Source organism: Candidatus Methylomirabilis sp., from assembly GCA_036000645.1.
Lineage (GTDB): Bacteria > Methylomirabilota > Methylomirabilia > Methylomirabilales > JACPAU01 > JACPAU01.
On record DASYVA010000169.1, the window covers coordinates 1 to 1,828 of the forward strand.

Here is a 1,828-nt window from a genome sequence, read left to right on the forward strand (position 1 = left end):
TGCGGGGGAAGAGGGCCGGGCCGGGATGCCCCCCCTCCAGGGTTGGGTAGGTCAGGGTGGCGGTGAAAATCAGGGCGCCGGCTGCAACGAAGCCGGCGCCCACCACCGTGTCGCTGATCTTCATGGGGTCCGACGCAACGCTACTGGATCAAGCCGACTTCCTTCATCAGCTTGCCCATTGCCTCGTCCTGCGCGGCCAGGAACTTGGCGAACTCGCCGGACGGCTTGTAGAGCACCCCGAAGCCGTTGTCCTTCATGAACTTGGCGAACTCCGGGCTCTTGGTCACCTTCTCGACGGCCCGCTCGACGACCTCCGTGATCTCCTTCGGGGTGTTCTTCGGCAGCGCGATCCCGCGCCAGGCCCCCATGGTCCAGTTGATGCCGAGCTCCTTGAGGGTAGGAACGTCCTTGAACACCGGGTCGCGCGCGTCGGCCATGTGGGCGAGGGGCCGGACCTTCCCGGCCTCGATCAGCGGGCGGCCCTCGACGAGGCTCGCCGTCACCACCTGGACCCCGCCCGCCACCAGCTCCTGCAGACCGGTGGCGGCGCCGGTGCTGGGCACCCACGGCATGGCATCCACGGGGATCCCCGCCGCCTTCAGCATCCCGGCTCGGGCGATGTCCCACACGCCGCCCTTGCCCGTGCCGGAGGCCTTCAGCTTGCCGGGGTTGGCCTTCACGTACCCGAGCAACTCCTTCAGACTCTTCCACTCGGCGTTGGCCGCCACCTGCACCCCCGCGGGGTCCACGTTGAGCAGGGCCACCGGCGTGTAGTCCTTGTAGGTCACCGGGGTGAGCCCCTGCCAGTGCATCTGCGTGATTTCGATGGTGATGATCGTGAGGGTGTAACCGTCCGTCGCGGCCGTGGCCCCGGCGGTGTGCCCCACGGCCCCGCCGCCGCCGGTCCGGTTCACCACGGTCACCGGCTGCCCCAGCTCCCGCTCGAGCAGCGTGGCCACGATCCGGGCGATCCGGTCGGTGCCGCCCCCCGCGGCCCAGGGACAGATGAACTGGATCGGCCGGTTCGGATACTTGGCCTGGGCCGCTGCCTCCCCGATGGCGCCCAGCACGACCGCGGCGACGAGCCCCAGCACGAGCCATCCCCGCTGCCTTCCCCTCGCGCTCATGACTCTCCTCCTTCGCCCCCTGCGGACTCTTCGGAACTCCGGGCCACCCGACTCTATCCCGGGGCGGCAAGGGGTGTCAATTGCAGGCCAGTTTCCGCTCCCGCTCGTCTGGGGCGACCTGTTGACTCCGGGCGCGTCCCGTGGCACTCTTAGGACAAGGCGGGGGTTATCGCGGTCCAGGGCGACCCGACGGCTGTACCGGCGCCCTCCCTTCCTCGCTGCCCATCCCGGAGGCTTTCACTCTTTTTCTGCAGCGACTTTCCGGGCGCAGGGCGGGCCCCGGCCCCGCCGCCCGGCTGACGTGTCTCTCCCACCCCCAGGGGAGGAGGCCGCCATGAGCGCCGAGACGTTGACCGTGACCGACAACCGGACGGGCAAGCGGTACGAGCTCCCGATCACCCACGGGACCATCCGGGCGATGGACCTCAGGCAGATCAAGGTGGCCCCGGATGACTTCGGCCTGCTGAGCTACGACCCGGCCTTCATGAACACCGCCTCCTGCCAGAGCCGGGTCACCTTCATCGACGGGGACCAGGGGATCCTCCGCTACCGGGGCTACCCGATCGAGCAGTTGGCCGAGCGGAGCACCTACCTCGAGGTGGCCTATCTCCTCCTCCACGGGGAGCTCCCCACGAAAGCCGCCTACGACACCTGGGTCTACGACATCACCCACCACACCATGATCCACGAGAACGTGAAGA

General features: G+C 68.8%; 2 protein-coding genes. One reads left to right on the forward strand and one right to left on the reverse strand.

Annotation, left to right across the window (positions count from 1 at the left end; genetic code table 11):
- Positions 1–140: 140 nt before the first annotated feature.
- Positions 141–1,127 carry a tripartite tricarboxylate transporter substrate binding protein gene (locus VGT06_09670; GenBank protein HEV8663389.1) on the reverse strand — a complete coding sequence of 329 codons (987 nt, stop codon included), beginning with the start codon at positions 1,125–1,127 and terminating at the stop codon, positions 141–143.
- Positions 1,128–1,461: 334 nt separating this feature from the next.
- Here VGT06_09670 and VGT06_09675 point away from each other — a divergent pair.
- A partial coding sequence (locus tag VGT06_09675) for a citrate/2-methylcitrate synthase (GenBank protein ID HEV8663390.1) occupies positions 1,462–1,828 on the forward strand: 367 nt, incomplete at its 3' end.